The organism is Fortiea contorta PCC 7126 (genome assembly GCF_000332295.1).
GTDB lineage: Bacteria > Cyanobacteriota > Cyanobacteriia > Cyanobacteriales > Nostocaceae > Fortiea > Fortiea contorta.
The window spans coordinates 1274453-1290705 of the sequence record NZ_KB235930.1 but is presented as its reverse complement, the minus strand read 5'-3'; the positions used below and the strand labels follow the sequence as shown (position 1 = coordinate 1290705).

Sequence of the window (16253 nt, the reverse complement as noted above, 5' to 3'; positions counted from 1 at the left end):
GAGAAAGACACACCAGAAACCTTGACAAATGGCGCTTGATTCGCACCGCTGAACTCAAAAAATTTTTGAATTACGAATTACGAATTATAAATTACTAATCCTAGACAATAGTACAACACAGAAATTTTAGAGGTAACAAGGCAATGCCAACATTCGTCAAAATCGAAGCTGGGAAAGTAGAGAAAACTATATTTGACCAATATGTACCCGCCCATAAAGCCTACGTTCAGGAGTTGATTGCTAAAGGACACAAAGCCAAAACAGGCTACTGGGCACAAAAAGGAGGAGGGATGATGCTATTTGAAGCAGCTTCCATGGACGAAGCCCAAAACATCGTCGCTGGCGACCCCTTAGTCCAAAACGGCTGCGTCAGTTATCACCTCTATGAGTGGACAATTGTTGTGGAATAACACACACTTACTAATTTTTAATGCTATGCTTTTATCAGACCTGGACCTATGCGACTTCAACGCCCAAACCTTGTCAGAACCGGAAGGTGGCAGCAATACGGGATGCTTGTGGTAGGCGTAGTCTCCGGGTCGCCCTATTTTTAGGAGCGTTCAGCAGCAATGCCTGGTTTTGGAGATATTGTACAAAAAGCTTTTTACCTAGGTGTGGGTTTAGCTTCTTACGCGAGTGAGAGAGCAGGAGGGAAATTAGCCGAACTGCGATCGCAAGTCCAAAAACTGGCAGATGAAATGGTAGCTAAGGGCGAAATGAGTACAGAAGAAGCCCGCCGCTTTGTCGAGGATATGATGAAGCAAGCTCAACAACCACAAGCATCTGATTCAGTCACAGACAAAACCCCTCCTGCTGAACCCCGTCGCATCGAAATTCTGGAAGAAGAGGAAGAACCAACTGCATCATCAGCGCCAACCGACGATGCAGATAAATTGCGTCAACAGGTACTGGAATTGCAAGAAGAGTTAAAGAGACTGCAGCGCGATCAATAAGACGCAGCTTTTTGGCTTGAAAGCAGTGTTACTGTCCAAAACAACTTGTTGAATATACTTTAGCTAGGGTGTAATCTAGTGCTGAGAGCAAGGTAATAGAGAGTGCCCTGTTTTATATTCACCTAGGGCGTCAGACTTATGGAAAAGTGGCAAAAAGATTTGATTGAAATTGTCGAAACAGTGGCTGTGGAAATAGAACACTTCTTCCTAGGAATGGGTGAAATGGTAGACGCCTTTTTTGAGCTAACGGAAGAAATTACCGACCAAGTACAAACTACAATTGCCACAGAAGTAGACCAGTATTTACAAGATTTGGCGGAACCAATTTTGGAAGCTTACTGGGAGTTAGAAGATGTAGTAGCAGATATAGATCCAGCTTTTCCCTATTCAGTTCCAGCTACAGGTGAACAAAACCCCGCTTGTGTTGGTTGTAGTAATTACCACGGTCAAGCTTATGGTGGTAACTTATTAGTGTGTGCCATGCACCCTCATGGATGGGATGATGTCAACTGTCCCGATTGGGAGCAAGGGTAGATGGGGAAGAACTGACAAATAATGCATAACAAGTAACAAATGTCAAATGAGCAGATGAAATACGGTGAACGAGAAATAGCCGAAGGGAAACTAATTACATTCCCTAATCCGCGGGTGGGTAGGCGATATGATATTAGTATTAGCCTACCGGAATTTACTTGTAAGTGTCCGTTTTCTGGCTATCCGGATTTTGCAACTATTTATATTACCTACGTGCCTGATGAAAAGGTGGTAGAATTAAAAGCCTTGAAGCTTTATATTAACAGTTACCGCGATCGCTATATTTCTCATGAAGAGTCTGCTAATCAAATTCTCGATGATTTTGTCGCCGCCTGCGACCCTTTGGAAGTGACGGTGAAAGCAGATTTTACGCCCCGTGGAAATGTGCATACTGTGGTTGAAGCACGACATCAGAAATAAAAATAATTTTGTTTGGCACCAAATCCTTTGTAGAGACGTAAAATTTTACGTCTCTACAATTGTATTTAAACTTCCACACCCTTTGGTTTTGAAGCCAGATTGTTTAAAAGATCCAATATTTCCCGTTCAAAGGCTACTTGAGCACGATTAGTCTTACCACCAATATACAAGCGATCGCCTTTTTGTAATGCCCAAATTTGTGAGTGGGAGAAGTAACTCATCACCACGCCCGCCATCAAGAGAGCGAATCCAGTATAAACTATGGGGATACCAGGATCAGCTTTAATTTGCAGTCCCGTACTACCAATCACATCGAGAACTTTCAGAGTGACGCCGTTGACTTGGGTAGACATTCCTGTCCGCACGGTATCAACTAGCTTACCGGTAGCATCATAAATTAATACCATACCCTGCAAGTCTTTCGCCAACAAAGACACACCCTCACTCAAATCTGGTTTGGTAGGAATCCAAGTACCCCAAATACGTCCTCTCCCTTTGGTGTCCAATTGCGCCATCGGTAGCTGAAAAATCGGGCTTTTGTTGACACGGACACGCACCGCAGAAAGTCCCCAATCAGTTTGGTAAAAGGTGACGCCATGATAACGCAGAGGTTCATTGACATAAATCTTTTTATGGTCAACTTCCTGTCCTTCGTTATTTAAGACAGACATATCTGAATAAAATTGGTCAATGCCGCCGGTGGGGGTATAATCAATCCAAAAGCGATTGACTCGTACAGACCAATCTTTGGGAATTTGGGCAGTGGCTAAAGGCCCAGCATCAATAATATTTTTTACCTGAAAAGTATTACCACTAGCTACCATTTCTTGGGCGAGAAATCCCGTCATCGCGCCCCAAATTCCCCCCAATAAAATAGTGACAATACCCACATGAACGATGATAGGGCCGATGCGTCCTACTATTCCCTTGCGGGCGTAGACTAGATCATCTTTTTCTTGAAAAATTTTATAGCGCTGTTTCTGTAAGATTGAGGTGAGAGAATTGAGAGAACCAGTATCTAGTTCTGCACTCAAAGCTAACTTTTGAAATTGTTTCGGTTCATCATAATATTTCCACCGCTGGGCTGCTTTAAGCGCCGGTAATTGGCGGGTGAAAGTACAAGCTGTCAAGCTAGTCCCAAAGAGAATGAGTAATCCTAGAAACCACCAAGTGCGATACACATGGTCTAACCCGACTACCTGAATTACCTTCCAAGATAAAAAACCAAATAAGGCTGGATGTTCTGGATAATTAGATTGGTAATAAGCGGGAGATTGACCTTGTTCAATGACAGTGCCGCTGACACTGAAAAGGGCAATAATTAATAGTAGCGCGATCGCTAATCGTAAATCTGTCAGTACAGGTAAAAACTCCCGTCGTAAGAACCGTCCAGGTACTGACCACCAACTTGATTCTGTGGACGCTGAATTTTCTAACATTGCTTAAAAACTGCCAAGAGGAATGCGAGAAATTAGAGAAAATACACCAAAACCTACCAACAGCACACCACTAACCGGGTTAATCCAACCAGACCAGCGCCGCAATTCCAGTAACTTTTTAATTGCAGCTGTAAAAGTACCTGCTAAAATCAGTGGTGCTACATACCCTGCTGTGTAGGAAAGTAGCAAAACAGCCCCCAAAATCAGGTCTTGTGTGTTCGCAACCCAACCTAGTAAGCTAGCTAAAACTGGTGTGCTACAAGGGGAAGCGACTAAACCGAAAGTCAACCCAATTAAATAGGAACGGACACCTAATGGTAAATCTGGGGAAATCCAATTCGTTTCTCCCAAAGAAGGGAACTGTATCGGTAGAGCTTCCAATAAATTTAGTCCCATGAGAATAGCGATAATGCTGACAATAATCGGCAAACCAATTCCCACTTGACCATAAACTTTGCCCACACTAGCTGCGACAATTCCCATCCCTGCTAAGGTGGTAGCTAATCCCAGCGCAAACCACATTGATTGGGCTGCTGCTTGCAGGCGACTTTTTGTTTCATAACCGCCGATATAGCCGATAGTAATTGGCAGCATTGAAAGCATACAAGGTGTGAGGCTAGTAAGCAAGCCAGATGCAAAGATAATGCCCACACTCACAAAGCTGAGGTGCGCCAATTGTTGAGAAACTAGGGCGTTGGCAAATTGTTCTAGTTCGTAAAGTCGAGTTTGCAGTGTCTCTAACATGGAGGATTTTTCAGCGTGAAATGCTTGCGCTGCTTACATTGTAGCTTATTGTTCCTCTTTAGTTTCTATTTGTGTAGTACTGGTGATTTTTTTACCAAAACAATATAAAATAACACATTCTTTCGCGTAAGTAAAAATAGCACTAGATATAGATGGAAAATATGCAAGAGCAAGACTTTTATACTGCTGACCCCTTAGCTTGTTGGTTGATTGATAAGTATTCTTTAAAACCTGTTAATTTAGGGTTAATTTCTATTGTCATTGCTTCTGTTATTTACCTGATTGCTGCTACTGTCACCCGAACTCTGACACTAGATGGTAAATATTTAGGACTGCTAGAAGATTGGTTTGCGTGGGTGTGGATCTGCTTATTAAATCCAGTGATATTTGGCTATTATTTGTGGTCATTTAAAGCGATATATCACCTGATTCAGTATTTAGAAAAAACGGATATTGTTGATGTTTCAGAAGCCGAGATCAAGTATGTTTTGTTACCATATGAGCAAAAATGGCGGAAATTTTTAGCATTGGGAATAGCGATCGCCTTCGGTATCTGGTATTTTTCTGTACAGAAAAACGTTTACAATTGGACAGGCTCAGATGGTGGACTTCCAGCTTTAACCGGGGCGATCAATGGTGCAGCCATATTTTACGCAGGAACGATATTAGTCCTGACTCTCACCACTAATGTTTGGGTATTGCATAAACTTTTAGGAAGCAAACAACTCAACATTAATCCGCTGCATCCTGACCGTTGCGGTGGCTTAAGTCCTTTGAGTCACTATTCACTAAATACCGCTTATTTAGTAGCAATTTTTGGGATGATGATTACATTAAGTAATTATCAATTTATTACTCAAGGAATTGCTCAGAAATACTGGTATTTTAACTTAATAATTGTTCTCTATATTCCCCTATCTTTAGTGTGCTTTTTTGGACCCTTGCTAGCGGCTCGCAAAGGCATGAGCAAAGCAAAAGAAGAATTACTCAGCGAAATTGCTAAACAGTTTCAAGTAGATTATAGTCGCACGCATACAATTTTAAGCGGTGATGCCGAAGCTTTGAAAAAAGAAGCCGCCAAGCTGCAAGAATTGCGTTCTCTCTACACATTAACTAATGAATTTCCGGTGTGGCCTTTTGATGTCAAAACTTTTCGTCAATATTTATTGTCTGTGGTGACACCGCTGATTCCCTTGCTGCTTAAATTTGGAGAATATCTGTTCAAGAACGTTTTTAAATAATGCGATATTGAGCGTTAGCACATTTAGCTGTATGTTTCCCACCTGAATAAAAATAACAGTGTGTTCAGGGTGGACAATTGGTTGTCAGTTGTCATAACTGCGCTATGGAAATTATTCCGAACCCATACCCCATAAAAAACTATAAATTTCTCCAAACTTTGATGAATTCAGAGTTGCGAATTTTGAGTACATGATTAATAGCTATAAATTGATGCAATATTTGATTTGAGATAATCATCTATTGAAGGATGGAGGATAAAATTACCTGACCTATTAATAGTTAATTTGTGAATCTTAATTGAGAATATATAATACATAGACTTCCTGGCTTCGGCTATTTCTAAAGCTTCTCTTCATCTAGTTTAGAAAACCAAGCGATGCCTAGGTTCGGCTACGCCTACGCTACAAGTTAAGATAGGGAAAAATCATGGACAAAACCTATGCAACTATCGACGGAAATGAGGCTGTCGCCCGCGTTGCTTACAAGTTAAATGAAGTTATTGCTATCTATCCCATCACCCCCTCTTCAGCAATGGGTGAATGGGCGGATGCTTGGTCTGCGGAAAGTCGTCCTAACCTCTGGGGTACAATTCCCAGTGTGGTGCAGATGCAGAGTGAAGGTGGAGCCGCTGGGGCTGTACACGGGGCGTTGCAAACTGGTTCACTGAGTACTACTTTTACAGCTTCCCAGGGGTTATTACTGATGATTCCCAACCTCTACAAAATCGCTGGAGAACTTACTAGTACTGTAGTTCATGTGGCTGCTCGCTCCTTAGCTACCCATGCTCTATCGATTTTTGGCGACCATAGCGATGTGATGGCGGCTCGTGCTACCGGCTTCGCGCTGCTGTGTTCTGCTTCCGTACAGGAGAGTCAAGATTTTGCTCTCATCGCCCATGGGGCGACCCTAGAGGCGCGGGTGTCGTTTATGCATTTTTTTGATGGCTTCCGCACTTCACATGAAGTGCAAAAAGTCAAGTTATTATCAGATGATGATTTACGATCGCTCATCAACGAAGATTTAATTTTAGCCCACCGCGCCCGTGCCCTCACCCCAGACAGACCGGTGTTGCGGGGAACAGCCCAAAATCCTGATGTGTTCTTCCAAGCCCGCGAAGGCGCTAACCCATACTACAACGCTACTGCGGATATTGTGCAACGCTTGATGGATGAGTTCGGCGATCGCACAGGTAGATATTACCAAATTTATGAATACCATGGCGTAGCCGATGCCGAGCGCGTGATTGTGATTATGGGTTCCGGTTGTGAAACAGTCCAGGAAACCGTAGACTATCTCAACGCCCGTGGGGAAAAAGTCGGTGTGTTGAAGGTGCGGCTATATCGCCCCTTTGATGTAGCTAGATTTGTGGCAGCCTTACCTAATAGTGTAAAGGCGATCGCTGTCCTTGATCGCACCAAAGAACCAGGAAGCGCTGGCGAACCTTTGTACTTAGATGTAGTCGCCGCTATCTGCGAAGCATGGGGAGAAAAAACTTTCTCATCCCCCTTATCTCCCCACCTCCCCACCTCCCCATCTCCCCACCTCCCCATCTCCCCACCTCCCCACCTCCCCATCTCCCCACCTCCCAAAATCATCGGTGGTCGCTATGGTTTATCATCCAAGGAATTTACCCCAGCGATGGTAAAGGGGGTTTTTGATCATCTCACCTCTGCTAAACCGAAAAACCACTTTACTATCGGTATTAACGACGACGTTAGTTATACTTCCCTCAACTTTAATCCTAACTTCTCCACCGAGTCAGATACCGTTGTGCGGGCGATGTTTTACGGGTTAGGCTCCGACGGAACAGTGGGTGCGAATAAGAACACAATCAAAATTATTGGCGAAGAAACCGACAATTACGCCCAAGGGTACTTTGTCTACGATTCCAAAAAATCTGGTTCCATGACCGTTTCTCACCTCCGCTTCGGTAAAGAACCGATTCGGTCAACTTACCTGATTAACAAAGCTAACTTTATCGGTTGTCATCACTGGGGCTTTTGGGAACGCATAGATGTACTCAAAGCTGCAGCTACTGGCGCAACTATTCTCGTCAACAGTCCTTACGAGGCTGATGCTGTTTGGGAACATTTACCAACTCTTGTTCAGCAGCAAATTCTTGACAAAAAACTCAAATTATACAGCATCAACGCTAATCAAGTCGCCCGCGCTAGTGAGATGGGGCGTAGAATTAACACCATTATGCAGGTGTGTTTCTTTGCTTTAGCCGGGGTATTACCAGAAAAAGAAGCGATTACCAAAATCAAACAAGCAATTGAGAAAACCTACGGTAAAAAAGGCGCCGAAGTAGTGAAGATGAACCTACAAGCCGTAGATAATACCTTGGAGAATTTGCATGAGGTGGAGATTAAAAATGGGGGGATGGGGGGATGGGGTGATGGGGTGAAAATCCCAAGTCCTGTTTCCATAAATGCACCAGAATTTGTCCAGGAAGTTCTGGGTAAAATCATGATCTGGGAAGGTGATGACTTACCTGTTAGTTCCCTCCCAGTCGATGGTACATTCCCTAGTGGGACTACCAAGTGGGAAAAACGCAACGTCGCCGAAGAGATTCCCGCTTGGGATGAAGACGTCTGCGTTCAGTGCGGTAAATGTGTCATGGTTTGTCCCCACAGCGCCATCCGCGCCAAGGTGTATCAACCAAGTGAGTTAATTAACGCACCGCCAAGCTTCAAATCAACTGACGCCAAAGATAGAGACTTTGCTAACCAAAAATTTACCATCCAGGTAGCCCCAGAAGACTGTACAGGCTGCACAATTTGTGTAAATGTTTGCCCAGCCAAAAATAAATCTGAACCATTACGCAAGGCGATTAACATGGTGCAGCAGCTACCTTTGCGGGAACAGGAACGGAAAAACTGGGATTTCTTCTTGAGTTTGCCTAATCCTGATAGAAAACAGTTGAAATTGAACCAAATTCGCCAGCAACAACTACAAGAACCTTTATTTGAATTTTCTGGCGCTTGTGCTGGTTGTGGAGAGACACCATATTTAAAATTATTAACACAACTGTTTGGCGATCGCGCTGTCATTGCCAACGCCACAGGTTGTTCTTCCATCTACGGCGGAAATTTACCCACAACCCCTTGGACAACCAACGCCGAAGGGAGAGGCCCAGCATGGTCTAATAGTTTATTTGAAGATAACGCCGAATTTGGTTTTGGCTTTCGTCTTTCTTTAGACAAACAAGCCGAATTTGCAGCGGAATTACTGGCAAAATTAGAGCATGGGGAATTAGCAATACCTGATGATTTAGTACAGTCTATTCTCAACGCTTCCCAAAACTCCGAAGCTGATATTTGGGAACAGAGAGAACGGGTAGAAATTTTGAAACAAAAGCTAGATAAAATCTCGACTACAGAGCTAAATCCCTATCTAAAATCCCAAATCCAAACTCTCAAATCTCTTGCAGATTATCTCGTCAAAAAAAGCGTCTGGATTGTTGGCGGTGACGGTTGGGCGTATGATATTGACTTTCATGGTATTGATCATGTCTTAGCCAGCGGTCGCAATGTCAATATCTTGGTGATGGATACAGAAGTATATTCTAATACAGGTGGGCAATCTTCCAAAGCCACCCCACGGGCAGCAGTAGCGAAATTTGCCGCCAGTGGTAAGCCTGCGGGCAAAAAAGACTTAGGCTTAATTGCCATGACCTACGGTAACGTTTATGTAGCGAGTGTAGCTTTGGGCGCGAGGGATGAACACACCCTCAAGGCATTTTTAGAAGCAGAAGCCTTCAATGGCCCGTCACTAATTATTGCTTATAGCCATTGCATCGCCCACGGCATCGACATGACCACAGGGATGAATCATCAGAAATCTTTGATAGAATCTGGAAGGTGGTTGCTGTATCGGTATCATCCTGATTTGCAAAAAGAGGGTAAAAATCCCTTGCAATTAGATATGCGATCGCCCAATCAGCCAGTAGACAAATCTATGTATCAAGAAAATCGCTTCAAAATGCTGACTAAGAGTAAACCAGAAGTAGCGAAACAACTCTTAGAACAAGCACAAGCAGAAGTAGATGCGCGTTGGCAAATGTATCAATATTTGGCGAATAAATAAAGAGAATAGGGGTTAGGAATTGGGGGTGAGGGAATAGCAAGGGTGGGGAGTGTGGGGAGACTTGTACCGAGCGAAGCCGAGGTATGAGAGAAAAAAATTTATGCTTACACTTTTGATCCTCTTCCTCCTCCCACACCTCCTATTCCTTAGCCTCTAGTCTCTCACCCCTAGCCTCTTTTTTTTAAACGAGATCGCCTTTTAGATATCAAATATTTTTGAGATTAACTGATACTATTTCCTGGCAATTACCCAAACTGCATGAATTATTCCCGGAATATAACCAAGAAGTGTCAAGACTATATTAATCCAAAAATCTAAACCAAAACCTACTTGTAAAAATACACCTAGAGGTGGTAAAAATATTGCACAAAGAATCCGAACTAAATCCATTTAGACCTCCAATTTATATCAAAAACGCCGTCCGTTTGACGCAGTGATTTGTACAACTCAAAGATAGCATTTACAAACTCAACCGAGCGCTGTTTAAGGTACGGTAACCCCGACCGATTAACCGCCACTGATTTTGGCTTTGTAACCAATTTTGGTCAATAATTCCATAATTTTTTGTTTGTGATCGCCTTGAATTTCAATTTCATTATCTTTCACTGTCCCGCCCGTGCCACACTGAGTTTTTAATTGTTTAACTAAATCTGTTAAGGTTTCTGGTTTCGCTTGAAAACCACTAATTACCGTTACAGTTTTGCCTTTGCGTCCTTTGCGAGAAGCTTGGACTTTAAGATTTTGTTGTTGTGGTGGTAGTTCGGGAATTGGTCTTTCTAGGGCTGGGGAATTATCGTTACCAAATTCCTGGTAGACAAATTTTGTATCAGTGGCTCGAGGATGGGGATTAGACATGGGATTTAGAGGCTGGGGGTGAGGATCTGGGTTTTTGCAGGGAGTCAGCACTTTTTTGGGTGCCAAGTTTGTGGATCTATTTTCTGATATGTCTAATAGTCTATAACCAAACCAAAAAATCTCTCTTGTCTCACCCCTCATCCCTTCGAGCCACCATCACTGGCTTTTCCAGTAAATGTGAGCAACTATACTATAAATATCATCATATCTTAACGAAAAACAAAATTAATCTGAGTGAATTCCATTACAGAATAGTTCTCAGTCACCACCGTGTTATAAACATGTCTCAACCAACCATAGAATCAATCCTACAAGAGAATCGTCTATTTTATCCTCCTGAGAAGTTCTCTGAAAACGCATACATCAGAAATCTGACGGATTATCAGGAACTTTACGATAAAGCTAAAGCTGACCCTCAGCAATTCTGGGGAGAGTTGGCAGAAATTGAGTTGCACTGGTTCAAAAAATGGGACAAGGTGTTAGACTGGCAACCGCCTTTTGCTAAGTGGTTTGTTGGCGGTAAGATTAATATTTCTTACAACTGTCTTGACAGACATCTCACCAATTGGCGCAAAAATAAAGCGGCGCTGATTTGGGAAGGGGAACCAGGAGATTCGCGGACTCTTACCTATGCTCAATTGCACCGCGAAGTTTGTCAGTTTGCCAATGTGTTGAAGCAGTTGGGGGTACAAAAGGGCGATCGCATTGGTATTTATATGCCTATGATTCCAGAAGCAGCGATCGCTATGTTAGCCTGTGCCAGAATTGGCGCTCCCCATAGTGTAGTATTTGGCGGTTTCAGCGCGGAAGCTCTGCGCGATCGCCTCATCGATGCAGAAGCCAAGTTAGTGATCACTGCGGATGGTGGTTGGCGCAAAGATGCGATCGTTCCTCTCAAAGAACAGGTGGACAAAGCTTTAGCCGATGACGCTGTTCCCAACGTCAAAAATGTGTTGGTCGTCAAGCGTACAGGTCAAGAAACACACATGGAACCTACGCGCGACCACTGGTGGCACGAATTGCAAAAAGGCGTATCTGCTGACTGTCCCGCCGAACCAATGGACAGTGAAGATATGCTATTTATCCTCTATACTTCTGGTAGCACTGGCAAACCAAAGGGTGTTGTCCATACAACAGGTGGTTATAACTTATACACTCATCAAACCACCAAGTGGATTTTCGACCTCCAAGACACCGATATCTACTGGTGTACTGCGGATGTCGGCTGGATTACTGGTCACAGCTACATTGTCTACGGCCCCCTTTCCAACGGTGCGACAACGGTAATGTATGAAGGTGCGCCCCGTGGGTCTAATCCAGGCTGTTTCTGGGATGTGATTGAAAAATATGGCGTCACGATTTTTTATACCGCACCTACCGCCATTCGCGCGTTTATCAAAATGGGTGAACAACATCCCAACGCACGTAATCTCTCATCCTTGCGGTTGTTGGGAACCGTCGGCGAACCCATCAACCCCGAAGCTTGGATGTGGTATCACAAAGTTATTGGTGGCGAACGTTGCCCAATTGTTGATACTTGGTGGCAAACTGAAACGGGTGGGATTATGATTACACCACTACCAGGAGCAATTCCCACTAAACCAGGTTCCGCAACTAGACCTTTTCCGGGAATCATTGCAGATATCGTCGATTTAGACGGTAATTCCGTCCCTGATAACGAAGGCGGTTATCTAGCGGTGCGTCATCCTTGGCCGGGAATGATGCGGACAGTATATAACGACCCAGAACGCTTTCGCCGCACCTATTGGGAACATATCCCCCCGCAAAATGGTAAATATACTTACTTCGCCGGAGATGGAGCAAGAAAAGATGAAGACGGTTACTTCTGGGTAATGGGACGGGTTGACGATGTATTAAATGTGTCAGGTCATCGCTTGGGGACGATGGAAGTAGAATCAGCTTTGGTGTCCCATCCGGCGGTTGCGGAAGCGGCGGTAGTCGGTAAACCTGACGAACTTAAGGGTGAGGAGGTTGTCGCTTTTGTGACACTAGAAGGAACTTATCAAGGTAGCGAAGAACTGAGTAAAGAACTAAAGCAACACGTAGTTAAAGAAATAGGAGCGATCGCTCGTCCTGGTGAAATCCGGTTTACAGACGCTTTACCCAAAACCCGCTCAGGTAAAATTATGCGGCGATTACTGCGAAATTTAGCCGCCGGACAAGAGGTATCTGGTGATACTTCAACTCTGGAAGATCGCAGTGTATTAGATAAATTGCGCGAAGGTGCGTAAATTATTTTCCATCTGTTGTAAACACTACTGGTAGTCAAATCACAATTGTGGCGCGTTATGTCAATAGATAACGCGCCGACAATTTATCATGGGGTTAGGACATTATTGAGGCATTGAGAGCAATGAGGTTGAGGAGACAACTTGGCTGCATAACATTGAGTATCATCACCCCAATTTTGATATCATCTCCAGTGTTAGCAAATCCTAGCAAAACTGCCACTGTACAATTAACTAGAGAAAGACAACAACCGCAAAAATTGGCGCAGTTGTCAGACAATGAACAAACAGAGCGATCGCAACTTTTACAACAAGCGAATTCTTTATATAATCAGGGAAATCTAAAAGCAGCAGAGGAGAACTTCCGCAAATTTCTTAAAAAGTTTCCCCAAGATGCTTTTGGACACTTTCAATTAGGAAACATACTTTTTTATCAGAAAAGACCGGAAGAAGCTATTAGTGCTTATCGTGAAGCGATTAAGTTCAAATCACAATATGCTCTAGCTTACAATGCCGTGGGTATGGTTTATGCTAGCCAAAGTCGCTGGGATGAGGCTATGGCTGAATACCAGAAAGCTCTAGAAATTAATCCTAATTATGCAGATGCATTAACTAATTCTGCTCTGGTATTGTGGCAAACGAATAAAAAAGATAAGGCGGTGTCTTCTTTAGAAAAGGCGATCGCTATTTTCAAATCACAAAATAGAAATGAAAAAGCTAACCAAGTGGAAGAGATTTTACGACAGTTAAAAACTGCAGATAACCCCAATGTTTCGTGAATTTATGGTTGAGAGGAAAAAGATTTTTGACTCTTGTTTGTGAGTTAATTAGCCGTAAAAATTTAGTTTGTGATTGTCATCGGGTGAGCAGATTGTCCACCCGATTAATTTTTTGGTAGAGATGTTGTCATGCAATTTTTCTATATACCTTGATTTTTAATGTAGATAATCAATTAAAAATAATAAATCTTAAAAGATAGCAAAACAGCAATCTATAATAATATTTAAACCAACACTTAGGTTAAAGCCTATGACTTCCCTATCGGCATTAACTTTACCCGACCATACTCAGTTACCAGACTCAGATGGGACATTTGTGAAAAATCTTCAGGAGCATCCCCAAAGCATCTTAATTACAGACTCCATTAAACCAGTTCTAGAGCAACTCCATCCTGATGGTCAATATTGCATTGGTCAAGATTCTGGTATCTACTGGCGCTTAACAGATCCCCCAGAGAAAGGAGCAGAAGCGCCAGATTGGTTTTATGTACCTAATGTACCGCCTACTCTCGACGGCAAAATGCGCCGTTCTTACGTACTGTGGAAAGAGTATGTTGCGCCGTTGATTGTGCTGGAGTTCGTTTCTGGAGACGGTACAGAAGAAAGAGACACAACACCACCATCTCGCGGGGAGGGTGGGAATGTGGGTAAATTTTGGGTGTATGAACAGGCGATACGCGTCCCTTACTATGGGATTTATGAAGTAGCGAAAGCGCAAATTGAGGTTTACCACCTGATAGATTTTAATTATCGACTGATGGCGCCCAACGATCGCGGACATTATCCCATTTCACCGTTAGGAGTAGAATTGGGGATTTGGCAAGGATCATATCAGAATGCAGAATTACCTTGGTTGCGGTGGTGGGATGCAAAAGGAAATTTATTGTTGACGGGTGAAGAACGGGCTGAGGTTGAGCGACGTAAGCGTGAGAGAATTGTAGAGAAACTGCGATCGCTATCTGTGGAAGAACTTAATAATTTAGGAATTGATCCAGAAATGTTGGATTAATCAACATCATCATCTAACAATTCTACATCCTCATATATCGCCGTCATTGCACAACTAAAATCAACACTTGCTAAATATACTTCCCCTTCTTTTGTATAGGGGAAAAGTTCCCACCTTCCTTGCTGATTACGACGGAAACATTCCACATTCATTCTTCGTGGTGAAATTAGCACATATTCTTGGAGCGATTCCAATTCTCGGTAACTAGCAAATTTCTTTCCTCTATCAAACCCTTCTGTTGACTCGGAAAGCACTTCTACAATCAAGCAAGGATAAGATTTAAAATATTCAAATTCTCGATCTCGCTGATCGCAAGTCACCATCACATCAGGATAAAAATAGCGGTTACTTGTTTGAATTTGTGCTTTCATATCTAGCATGTAAACACGACAACCGCTCCCTCGAAGATGGCTTCGCAGCAGAGTAAACAAGTTTCCTGTGACAGTGACATGAGCATCACTCGCTCCAGCCATTGCGTAGACTTGTCCATCTATATATTCGTGTTTAATTTGGCTAACTTTCTCACCTTCTAGATATTCTTCTGGTGATATGTAGTAGTTACTTTCGTTAATAATCATCTGAGTAATTTAAAGTTTCTCTGATTTTATCATATTTTTAACGCCTATTTAGCCATATATTAAGAAGATTTATTACTGATAATAATGCCCTTTTGTTCATAAATTGGGCGAACTAGTTGCCGCAAATTAGGTAACTTTCTAGCAAAGAATATAGCTCCTAAAATACAAACTATTCCATCAATAATTAATGTATTAGGAGCACCAATATGAGTAGCTAAAAAACCTCCTAATAAATTACCCAAGGGTATCATCCCTAAAAATGACATTGTGTATAAACTCATCAATCTACCGCGTTTATCTTCCTCAACAATTGTTTGTAAAAATGTGTTACTAGCAGCGATTTGCAAAATTGTTCCCAAACCCACAAACAACATTGTAAATAAAGAAAGCGGTAAAAATCGGGATAAAGCAAAACCAATCAAACCAATTCCTAAAATTCCGGGAGCTAAAGCAATTAATTTACCAATTCCTAAAATTGTTTGCCGCGTAGCCAGATAAATTCCACCTGTTAATGCTCCAACTCCTGAAGCCGCCATCAAAAATCCTAGTGTTTCTGCGCCGCCTTTGAGAATTTCTTTAGCAAATATTGGTACAAGAGTAGTATTTTGCATTCCCATCAAACTGACTAAAGCTGATAATAATAAAATAGAGCGGATGGGTGGAAAGCTAAAGGCATATACAAAACCTTCTTTAACTTGTTGCAACACATTCTTGCTATTAACTGGAGTTTTTTTAGCCTTAATTTTCATTGCCAATAAAGCAGCAATGACGGCAATATAACTGAGTCCATCAACTAAAAAACAGTAAGCTATACCGATATTTGCTATCAATAATCCCCCAACTGCTGGGCCGATTAATCGCGCACCATTAATCATAGTTGAATTAATAGCGATCGCATTAGCTAAATCTTCTCGGCGCTCTACCAATTCTGGTACAAATGCTTGTCTTGCTGGTGCATCCAAAGCATTAATAAATCCTTGAAACAAGCTTAAAACAATGATGTGCCATACCTGAATAACGTCAGTCAGAGCTAATGCAGCCAAGGCTAACGATTGCATCATCGCCAATATTTGCGTACCAATTAAGGTATGATACCTAGAAAATCTATCTACAAATACTCCCCCAAAAGGAGCTAGAAAGAAGCTGGGAATTTGACTGGTGAAACCCACAACACCCAACATTAATGCTGAATTTGTGAGGTGATAAACTAGCCAAACTGTAGCTAGTTGCGTCATCCATGTCCCAATTAAAGAAATACCTTGTCCTGCAAAAAATAGACGATAATTTTTTGATTTTAAGGCTGGTGGTATATGCCATTCTTGGGCTGTTTTTGTCTTCATAAATTAAGAGTGAGTATAGAGA

Annotated in this window: 15 protein-coding genes and 1 other RNA gene; 10 read left to right on the top strand and 6 right to left on the bottom strand. The window is 42.5% G+C overall.

The features are described 5' to 3' along the window. Window positions 1-143: 143 nt before the first annotated feature. From MIC7126_RS0106205 to queF, 5 genes are all read left to right on the top strand, one after another. Window positions 144-410 carry a YciI family protein gene (locus MIC7126_RS0106205; protein ID WP_017652267.1) on the top strand — a complete coding sequence of 89 codons (267 nt, stop codon included), beginning with the start codon at window positions 144-146 and terminating at the stop codon, window positions 408-410. A gap of 37 nt (window positions 411-447) precedes the next feature. After that, window positions 448-544, top strand: an RNA gene (ffs, locus tag MIC7126_RS28820) — signal recognition particle sRNA small type. Between the two features lie 25 nt (window positions 545-569). Next, window positions 570-953 carry a phasin family protein gene (locus MIC7126_RS0106200; RefSeq protein ID WP_017652266.1) on the top strand — a complete coding sequence of 128 codons (384 nt, stop codon included), beginning with the start codon at window positions 570-572 and terminating at the stop codon, window positions 951-953. A gap of 138 nt (window positions 954-1091) precedes the next feature. Beyond that, a complete protein-coding gene (locus MIC7126_RS0106195; protein ID WP_017652265.1) occupies window positions 1092-1487 on the top strand; it encodes a hypothetical protein in 396 nt (131 codons plus the stop codon). Between the two features lie 39 nt (window positions 1488-1526). Next, a complete protein-coding gene (gene queF, locus MIC7126_RS0106190; RefSeq protein WP_026100071.1) occupies window positions 1527-1907 on the top strand; it encodes a preQ(1) synthase in 381 nt (126 codons plus the stop codon). Window positions 1908-1972: 65 nt separating this feature from the next. Here queF and MIC7126_RS0106185 read toward each other — a convergent pair whose 3' ends face one another. Beyond that, complete coding sequence (locus MIC7126_RS0106185; protein WP_017652263.1) at window positions 1973-3346, bottom strand: cytochrome c biogenesis protein; 1374 nt, start codon at window positions 3344-3346, stop codon at window positions 1973-1975. A 3-nt stretch (window positions 3347-3349) separates the two neighbouring features. Beyond that, window positions 3350-4090, bottom strand: a complete 741-nt coding sequence (locus MIC7126_RS0106180) for a cytochrome c biogenesis protein CcdA (RefSeq protein WP_017652262.1) — start codon at window positions 4088-4090, stop codon at window positions 3350-3352. Between the two features lie 161 nt (window positions 4091-4251). On the opposite strand from MIC7126_RS0106180, the gene MIC7126_RS0106175 reads away from it, so the two are divergent. After that, window positions 4252-5331: a hypothetical protein gene (locus MIC7126_RS0106175; protein WP_154655846.1), complete on the top strand. Its 1080-nt coding sequence runs from the start codon at window positions 4252-4254 to the stop codon at window positions 5329-5331. 427 nt (window positions 5332-5758) lie between these two features. Then, complete coding sequence (gene nifJ / locus MIC7126_RS0106170; protein WP_017652260.1) at window positions 5759-9421, top strand: pyruvate:ferredoxin (flavodoxin) oxidoreductase; 3663 nt, start codon at window positions 5759-5761, stop codon at window positions 9419-9421. Window positions 9422-9652: 231 nt separating this feature from the next. Here nifJ and MIC7126_RS28815 read toward each other — a convergent pair whose 3' ends face one another. Both MIC7126_RS28815 and MIC7126_RS0106160 read right to left on the bottom strand, forming a co-directional pair. Then, window positions 9653-9811, bottom strand: a complete 159-nt coding sequence (locus MIC7126_RS28815; RefSeq protein WP_017652259.1) for a YqaE/Pmp3 family membrane protein — start codon at window positions 9809-9811, stop codon at window positions 9653-9655. 117 nt (window positions 9812-9928) lie between these two features. Further along, window positions 9929-10276: a translation initiation factor gene (locus MIC7126_RS0106160; protein WP_026100070.1), complete on the bottom strand. Its 348-nt coding sequence runs from the start codon at window positions 10274-10276 to the stop codon at window positions 9929-9931. Window positions 10277-10557: 281 nt separating this feature from the next. Between MIC7126_RS0106160 and acs the strand changes: the two genes are divergently transcribed. The 3 genes from acs (at window position 10558) to MIC7126_RS0106145 (ending at window position 14313) form a co-directional block, all read left to right on the top strand. Next, complete coding sequence (gene acs / locus MIC7126_RS0106155; protein WP_017652257.1) at window positions 10558-12528, top strand: acetate--CoA ligase; 1971 nt, start codon at window positions 10558-10560, stop codon at window positions 12526-12528. 155 nt (window positions 12529-12683) lie between these two features. Next, entirely contained in the window at window positions 12684-13304 is a 621-nt protein-coding gene (locus tag MIC7126_RS0106150) for a tetratricopeptide repeat protein (RefSeq protein WP_017652256.1), read from the top strand. 250 nt (window positions 13305-13554) lie between these two features. After that, a complete protein-coding gene (locus tag MIC7126_RS0106145; RefSeq protein ID WP_017652255.1) occupies window positions 13555-14313 on the top strand; it encodes a Uma2 family endonuclease in 759 nt (252 codons plus the stop codon). Here MIC7126_RS0106145 and MIC7126_RS0106140 read toward each other — a convergent pair. Continuing rightward, window positions 14310-14891 carry a Uma2 family endonuclease gene (locus MIC7126_RS0106140; RefSeq protein ID WP_017652254.1) on the bottom strand — a complete coding sequence of 194 codons (582 nt, stop codon included), beginning with the start codon at window positions 14889-14891 and terminating at the stop codon, window positions 14310-14312. The genes MIC7126_RS0106145 and MIC7126_RS0106140 overlap by 4 nt on opposite strands. A 59-nt stretch (window positions 14892-14950) precedes the next feature. After that, window positions 14951-16231, bottom strand: a complete 1281-nt coding sequence (locus MIC7126_RS0106135) for an MFS transporter (protein ID WP_017652253.1) — start codon at window positions 16229-16231, stop codon at window positions 14951-14953. Window positions 16232-16253: the final 22 nt, after the last annotated feature.